Source organism: Aldersonia kunmingensis, from assembly GCF_001646865.1.
GTDB lineage: Bacteria > Actinomycetota > Actinomycetes > Mycobacteriales > Mycobacteriaceae > Aldersonia > Aldersonia kunmingensis.
Window position 1 is genome coordinate 41,266 of record NZ_LRRB01000203.1, and the last position, 6,799, is coordinate 48,064.

At 69.1% G+C, this 6,799-nt stretch carries 7 protein-coding genes; all 7 read left to right on the plus strand.

Annotation, left to right across the window (positions count from 1 at the left end):
• The first annotated feature begins 5 nt into the window (after positions 1 to 5).
• The 7 genes from A8G08_RS15925 to A8G08_RS15955 all read left to right on the plus strand — a co-directional run bounded on the left by A8G08_RS15925 (position 6) and on the right by A8G08_RS15955 (position 6,707).
• Positions 6 to 560, plus strand: coding sequence for a C40 family peptidase (locus A8G08_RS15925; protein WP_245672850.1), 555 nt, complete (start codon positions 6 to 8; stop codon positions 558 to 560).
• Between the two features lie 147 nt (positions 561 to 707).
• On the plus strand, positions 708 to 1,760 hold the full coding sequence (locus A8G08_RS15930; protein WP_068275973.1) for a C40 family peptidase: 1,053 nt from the start codon (positions 708 to 710) through the stop codon (positions 1,758 to 1,760).
• Entirely contained in the window at positions 1,744 to 3,123 is a 1,380-nt protein-coding gene (locus A8G08_RS15935; RefSeq protein WP_157108606.1) for a basic secretory protein-like protein, read from the plus strand. Before A8G08_RS15930 ends, A8G08_RS15935 begins: the two co-directional genes overlap by 17 nt.
• A 32-nt stretch (positions 3,124 to 3,155) precedes the next feature.
• On the plus strand, positions 3,156 to 4,283 hold the full coding sequence (locus A8G08_RS15940) for a glycosyltransferase family 4 protein (RefSeq protein ID WP_068275976.1): 1,128 nt from the start codon (positions 3,156 to 3,158) through the stop codon (positions 4,281 to 4,283).
• A 132-nt stretch (positions 4,284 to 4,415) separates the two neighbouring features.
• Entirely contained in the window at positions 4,416 to 4,790 is a 375-nt protein-coding gene (locus A8G08_RS15945; protein ID WP_068275979.1) for a polyketide cyclase / dehydrase and lipid transport, read from the plus strand.
• A 178-nt stretch (positions 4,791 to 4,968) separates the two neighbouring features.
• Complete coding sequence (locus tag A8G08_RS15950; RefSeq protein ID WP_068275982.1) at positions 4,969 to 5,406, plus strand: SRPBCC family protein; 438 nt, start codon at positions 4,969 to 4,971, stop codon at positions 5,404 to 5,406.
• Positions 5,407 to 5,444: 38 nt separating this feature from the next.
• On the plus strand, positions 5,445 to 6,707 hold the full coding sequence (locus A8G08_RS15955) for an ArsA family ATPase (protein ID WP_068275986.1): 1,263 nt from the start codon (positions 5,445 to 5,447) through the stop codon (positions 6,705 to 6,707).
• The last annotated feature ends 92 nt before the right edge of the window (positions 6,708 to 6,799 follow it).

Here is a 6,799-nt window from a genome sequence, read left to right on the forward strand (position 1 = left end):
CCTTCGTGGCTACCCAGCTGTCCAAGCGTTCTATTTGTCGAGCAGGCGTTGCCAGTGCCGTTGTGCTGGGCGCGATCGTCGTGCCCGCCGCCCCCGCGATGGCCGCCCCCGTGAACATCCCCGGTGTGGGCACCTTCGACATCCCCGAGATCCCGGCCATCCCCGCGATCCCCGGCATTCCGGCCCCCGCCCCGGCCCCTGCGCCCGCTCCGGTGGAGACCGCCGGTGAGAAGGCCCTGCACGCTGCCGAGTCCAAGATCGGCTCCCCGTACGTCTACGGCGCTGCGGGCCCGAGCTCGTTCGACTGCTCCGGTCTGGTCCAGTGGGCCTACAAGCAGGCCGGCCTGAACCTGCCGCGCACCAGCCAGGCGCAGCTCGGCGCCGGCGCTCCGGTCTCGCAGGGCGACCTTCGCCCCGGCGATGTCGTCTCCTTCTACGGCGGCGGCCACTCCGGGATCTACGCCGGCAACGGCAACGTCGTGCATGCGTCGACCTCCGGCCAGCCGGTGAAGGTCGCGGCCCTGTCGTCGATGCCGTTCACAGGCGCTCGCCGCTACTGATAGTCACCGCGTAAAGCGCCCGTGAGAGTCACGGGCGCTTTCGCTGTCTCGGTGGGACCCCAGGTGGACACCCATGGTTGCCATTCCGTAATCTTTCCGAGACCAATCAGAGTCCAAAAACCGACGAGGAAACGGAGTGCGAGTCGCGTGGCGCCTCATCGCATCCGCCGACCGGCGGCGGGAATTTTCGCAGCAGCGCTACTTGGGCTAGGCCTCGCGGCCGGCCCCAGCGCCGCAGGCGCGGACCCGGTGGCGATTGGCAGCCCCAGCGAGGCCATGACGCGCCTATCCGACCTCGCCCGGCAGTCCGAGCAGACCAATGAGGCCGTGCACGCCGCACAGGCCCAATTCGACGGCAAACTTGCCGAGCAGCGATCTGCCGAGGAGCAGCAGGTCCGTGACCGGGCCGCGCTCGAAAGCGCGAAGGCCAGGATCACCGAGCTTCAGCCGATGATCGACCGCGCCGCCGCAGCCACCTACCGCGGCGCACGCAGCAACCCGCTGCTGGCGATGGTGATGAGCGATTCGCCGCAGCAGGTGCTCGATCAGATGTCCGCGATCGACGTGATCTCGTCCGAGACGGGCGCGAAGACCGCAGAATTCAAGCGTGCGATTGCCGATGCCGCCGCAGCCGAAGAGTCCTCACGCCAGTCCGCAGCCGCTGCCGGGGAGGCAGCCGAGCGGTCGCGCAAGGATCGCGATGACCTCGCCGCCAAGCGTTCGACCCTCGACGTCGAGATCGGCCACGTCACCCAGGCCTGGGCTTCGATGTCGGGCAACGAGCAGGCCATGTACGCGGCGCAGGGCGTGATGTCCGGGTTCAGCGTGGAGACGCTGCTGCGCGGCCTCGTCCCGGGCAGCACAACCGGTGCGCTGCAGGCCGCTCTCACCCGTACCGGTGCGCCGTACGTGTGGGGCGCGACGGGGCCATCCGCGTTCGACTGCTCCGGTCTCGTCCAGTGGGCCTATCGCCAGGTGGGTAAGTCCCTGCCGCGGACGAGTCAGGCGCAGGCCGAGGCGGGCACCCCGGTAAACCGCGAGGATCTGCAGCCAGGCGATGTGGTGACGTTCTATTCGGACGCATCGCACGTGGGCCTGTATGCCGGAAACGGGTTGGTGCTGCACGCCTCGACCTTCGGTGTGCCCGTCGGCGTCTCGCCGATGTCGCGCATGCCGTTCCACAATGCCCGCCGGTACTGAGCGAGACCCCGACCAACCAACCAAGCGCCGTGGCCTCGAGGGGCGCGAACGCACAGCGTTGGTCGGTCTGGTTGTCGCATTTGCCGCTGTCCTGCTCGTTATCGCCCTTGCCGTCCCCGAGTCGGAGAGCGGCGACAGCGGTGCGGCCAACTCGACCGCGCCGGCAGAGCCCTCGGATCCGTATCAGCAGCAGCGCCGGGCCGCCGTGCAAGACCTGCTCGACCGCTGGGCGACCGCGCTGCGCTCGGGTGATGCCGAGGCGCTGAGCGAACTGTTGGACCCGAATGCCGACGCCGCATTCCGTACCGCGGAGCTGAACCGCGCGGCGAGCGTCAGCGAGGTCCCACTTTCGGATTGGGGCTTCGAGATCCTCGACGAACCAGAGATCCCGGTGCCGCCCGCTGCTTTCGCCGCGCTCGATGCCGCCGACGCGTGGTACGCGCCGGTGATGCTGCGTTACGCGGTTGACGGTCCCGACGCGCAACCGACGCGAAAACCGGTGGCGCTCACCGTCGCCCGGCACGGCGACGACTGGTACCTGGTGTCGGACGCGCCCGTCGCAGGCCGCACCACCTGGCGCGGGCCATGGGATTTCGGCCCGGTCATCAGTCGGCGCGTGCCCGGCCCCGACGGGCGGTCGTCCGTGGTCATCGGGCATCCGGAGCAGGCCATCGAGGTGAATGCCCTGGCCGGCGAGGTTGCCTCCGCAGAGAGTGCCGTGACCGATGTCTGGGGCCCCGCGTGGTCGCGGTCGGTACTCGTCGAAGCGGCCGGGGACCAGGCGGAATTCGCCGCACTCGCGGGCGACTCGCGCGACTCCGACCAGGTCGCGGCGGTCACCGTCGCGGACGCCGTGGATCTCGAACACGGGACCGCGACAGGCCAGCGAATCGTCTTCAGCCCCGCGGCGGTCGCCGGATTGACCGATACGACGCGCCGGTCGGTGCTGCGCCACGAACTCACGCACGTCGCCGCTCGAGCGAGTACCAAGGACGGCTCGCCGATGTGGGTCCTCGAGGGCTTCGCCGACTACGTCGGATACCGCGAAAGTGGCCGGGGTTTTGCCGAGATCGCGCCCACATTGAGCGGGGAAATCCACGCCGGAACACTGCCGTTGGCCTTACCGCAGGATGCGGACTTCACGGGTGAGCGCGCTGTGCTCGCCTACGAGTGGGCGTGGTCGATGAACGCGTTCGTCGCCGACCAGTATGGGGAAGCCACGCTCACCGAGTTGTATCGCGAGTTGTCCGGCGGGCCCGCCGGACCACCGGAGATCGACGCCGCCCTGCACAACGTGCTCGGTGTCGGCACCGGAGAATTCTTGGACCGCTGGCACGACTGGGTGACCCGACAGGCCCGCTGAGCTGTCCTGGCCCGGTCGGTACGGTGTCCCACATGCCGCGGACGCTGCTGGTGACCAATGACTTCCCGCCGAGGCCCGGCGGTATCCAGTCGTATCTGCACGCGCTGGCCACCCGGTTGCCCGCGGACGACCTCGTCGTCTATGCGCCGCGGTGGCGCGGCGACAGCCACAAGCGCTTCGACGAGAAGCAGCCGTACGAAGTGGTCCGGCATCCGACGACCCTGATGCTGCCGACTCCGCTGGTGGCCCGTCGCGCGGCGAAGCTGATCGCCTCGCGCGAATGCGACTCGGTGTGGTTCGGCGCTGCGGCACCGCTCGCGCTGCTCTCGCCGGTGCTGCGCTCCGCCGGTGCGCGCCGCATCGTGGCCAGTACCCACGGTCACGAGGTCGGCTGGTCGATGCTGCCCGGAGCGCGCCAGGCGTTGCGCGTGATCGGCGACCACACCGATGTCGTCACCTACGTGAGCCGCTACACCCGCGGACGGTTCGCCTCGGCCTTCGGGCCGCACGGCGCACTGGAACATGTGCCGCCCGGCGTGGACAGCGACAAATTCCGGCCGGATTCCGGTGCTCGTGCCGAACTGCGCGCACGGTACGGACTCGGTGACCGGCCGACCGTGCTGTGCTTGTCTCGGCTGGTGCCGCGAAAGGGGCAGGACGCCCTGATTCGGGCTCTGCCCAAGGTTCGCTCCCGGGTGGATGGCGCAGTTCTGGTGATCGTCGGTGGCGGGCCCTATGAGGACGCGTTGCACCGCCTCGCGCAGAAGTGCGGGGTCGCCGAGCACGTCGTGTTCACCGGCGGCGTGCCCAGCGCGGAACTTGCCGCACACCACACGATCGCGGACGTGTTCGCCATGCCCTGCCGGACCAGGGGAGCGGGTCTGGACGTGGAGGGGCTCGGGATCGTCTTCCTGGAGGCCTCCGCGAGCGGGGTGCCCGTCGTTGCGGGCACCTCGGGTGGCGCACCCGAAACGGTTATCGAGGGCAAGACCGGCCAGGTCGTGGACGGTCGTTCGCTCGACGCGATCGCGGATGCGGTCGCCGATCTGCTCGCCGACCCCGATCGGGCAGCAGCCATGGGCAAGGCTGGGCGGGCCTGGGTCGAACGGGACTGGCGCTGGGACACCATGGCCGGCCGATTGGACGACCTGCTGCACTGACGCCCGGCGCGCACCTTCTCGCGCTGCCGCGCATGCCTGGGCGTGCCTGGGCGTGCGCGATGACCTGGAAAGGTGCGCGGCGAGATCAGGGCGCAACCGGTCCGGGCACGGCGTGGCGATAGGCTCCGTGGGGTGAGCAGCATTCAGGTCGCCGATCAGACCTTCGTCGCCGGCCCGCCCGAGCGGGTTGCCGAGGTGATCGCATCCCCGTCGAAATGGCGGCAGTGGTGGCCCGACCTCGTCCTCGACGTGCGAGAAGACCGTGCGGAGAAGGGAATTCGCTGGTCGATCGGGGGCCCGTTGGACGGGACCATGGAGATCTGGCTCGAGCCGTCGCTCGATGGCGTGATCCTGCATTACTTCCTGCATGCCGAGCCCGCACCCGAGCATCCGCTGCGGAATCTCGCTGCCGCCAACAAGCAGCGCCGGGTCGCCGGAAAGCGGATGTCGTTCGAGGTCAAGGCCAAGATCGAGGCCGGTCGCCCGGCTGGTGAGCCCGCCGCCTGACAAGCGAAGGTGACGCGACTCGCTCCGCGCCGAACTGTGGCTTCATCGCTCGCCCGTATTACCGTGGCTTCGCCCCTCGACGGGAATCGGCGCGAGTGGCTCCGCCCTCGACGGGCGCATGCGCGATCGTGTGAGATAGGCAGTCTGACCGACCTGTCGGAAAGGAAGCGTTGCCGCAATGGCCGACAAGACCAAGAGATCGATCGACATCGACGCGCCCTCGGACAAGGTCATGGACGTCATCGCCGACCTTGCCTCGTACCCCGAGTGGGTGTCCGCGGCGCAGTCGGTCGAGGTGCTCGAGTCCTACCCCGATGGCCGCCCCGCGACCGCACGGTTCGTACTCGATGCGGGAATGCTCAAGGACACCTACGATCTGCGGTACGAATGGGCACCGGACGGCAAATCCGTGCGGTGGCATCTCATCGCGGGCGGCCTGCAGAAGGCCCAGGACGGGGAGTACACCCTGGTGGATGCGCCGGGCGGGCAGACTTCGGTCACCTATGAGCTCACCGTTGACGTGAACATCCCGATGATCGGCATGTTCAAGCGCAAGGCCGAGAAGATGATCACCGACGCCGCCCTGAAGGAACTCAAGAAACGGGTCGAGGGCTGAGCAAGACAACGGGCGGCGCACCGGGCCGAAGGACCGCAATGGTCTCCAGCAAAGTCGAGTTCTTCGTCGGTAAAGGCGGGGCGGGCAAGACAACCCTCGCCTGTGCCGCCGCGATCGGCCATGCTGAGCGCGGCCGCCGGGTCCTGCTCGTATCGATTGACCAGGCGCATTCGGTCGCCGATGCGCTCGGCACGCGGATGGCCCACATGCCGGGCACCACGCCGGGCATCCACCGGATCGCCGAAGGTTTCGACGCCCTCGAGATCGACTCGCTGGCACTGCTCGAACAGCGCTTCCGCGACATCGCCCGGTTGCTGAGTGCCGGCGGCGGTCATGAGCACGGCATCGACCTCGGGGCGCTCGACCCCGCCGAGATCACCGGATTGCCCGGCGTACAGGAACTACTTGCGCTCGGCGAGATCGTCGACCTCGCCGGCAGTGACGAGTGGGACGTCGTGATCGTCGACTGCGGCGCCACCGCGGACCTGCAGCGCACCATCGCCGCCCCGGCCTCGGTGCTCGGGTATCTCGAGCGGATCTGGCCACAGCACGAACGGGTCGGCGCCGCCATCGGCCAGGACCTTCGGCTCGCGGTCGTGGTGGCGACGCTCGAACGCGCAGTGTCGGCCGTGAGCGCCATCCGGGACCTGCTTGCCGACCGCGATCGGACGGGCGCGCAGCTTGTCACCGTGCCCGAACGGGTGGCGCTCGCCGAAGCCGCACGCACGCGCTCGGCGCTGGCGTTGCTCGGCCTGCGTCTCGACGCCGTGATCGTGAACAAGGTTCTCGACCAATTGGATTCGGCGTCGAACCCGACAACGGACCCGATCGTCCGCTGGTACACCGAGCGCCGCCGGGAACAGCTCGAGGTGATCGGCGAGCTCGAGCGCGCGATGGCCGACGTGCCGATCATCGTCGCCGTACACACAGGCGCGGAGCCGGTAGGGTTGGCGTCTCTGGGGGAGCTCGCCGGAACCGTCTGTGAGGACTTCGCGGGTGGCGACGGTGCAGCGGGCGATACGTCGCCGTCGACGGTTCGGCTGGAATCCGGCGCTGGGGTGGACTCGATCTACGCCATGCGCCTGCACCTGCCACTCGTGGATCCTTCGAGTCTGAGCTTGGGTCGAGCGGAGGACGACTTGATCGTGGGGGCGGACGGTGTCCGGCAGCGTGTGCGGCTGGCATCGGTATTGCGCAGGTGCGACGTGGACAGTGCGGAACTCGACGGACACAGCCTCGTCGTGCGGTTCCGGCCCAACCCCGACATCTGGCCGGCGAACGGAGACGGGGGTCCGCGGTGAGCGACGACCCGCACGGCGAGCTCGCGGAGGAGCTGCGGCTGCTCGTGGAATCCGTGCTCGCGCGCATGGAACCCGCCCTGCGCCGCGCCGCG

Excerpts from the sequence above, each read along its gene's own strand:
- A8G08_RS15935 (WP_157108606.1), top strand. The coding sequence starts at position 1,744 with ATGCCCGCCGGTACTGAGCGAGACCCCGACCAACCAACCAAGCGCCGT.
- A8G08_RS15940 (WP_068275976.1), top strand. The coding sequence starts at position 3,156 with ATGCCGCGGACGCTGCTGGTGACCAATGACTTCCCGCCGAGGCCCGGC.
- A8G08_RS15950 (WP_068275982.1), top strand. The coding sequence starts at position 4,969 with ATGGCCGACAAGACCAAGAGATCGATCGACATCGACGCGCCCTCGGAC.
- A8G08_RS15955 (WP_068275986.1), top strand. The coding sequence starts at position 5,445 with ATGGTCTCCAGCAAAGTCGAGTTCTTCGTCGGTAAAGGCGGGGCGGGC.